Annotated in this window: 1 pseudogene; it reads right to left on the bottom strand. The window is 34.9% G+C overall.

Annotated features, from left to right (window positions below):
- Positions 1-341 (bottom strand): annotated as a pseudogene (locus tag E5983_RS09620) (IS630 transposase-related protein); the annotation flags it as partial.
- Positions 342-344: the final 3 nt, after the last annotated feature.

The raw sequence follows: 344 nt of genomic DNA, 5'->3' as shown, positions 1-344 counted from the left end.
ATAAACAGGAACCATATCCCTTAAATTATCCAATTCTTTAAGGAATTGAGCTACTTTTTCGGGATCTTGTTCGTAGTAGGTAGTTCTCTTTTTTTTCGAGTATATCCCATAGCTTTAAGAGCATAATGAATAGCTGTTGGATGACAGTCAAACTCAGCAGCTATTTCAGTCAAATAGGCATCTGGATGGATTTCAAGATAACTCTTTAACTTATCTCTATCAACTTTTCTTGGGGTGGTCCCTTTAACTTGGTGATGAAGCTCTCCTGTTTTCTCTTTTAATTTAATCCATTGATAAATGGTATTACGAGAAATTTGGAAAACAGTTGCTGCTTCAGAAATACT

The organism is Streptococcus danieliae (assembly GCF_009767945.1).
Classification (GTDB): Bacteria; Bacillota; Bacilli; order Lactobacillales; family Streptococcaceae; genus Streptococcus; species Streptococcus danieliae.
The sequence above is the reverse complement of the archived record's forward strand: the minus strand, read 5'-3'. Positions and strand labels throughout refer to the sequence as shown.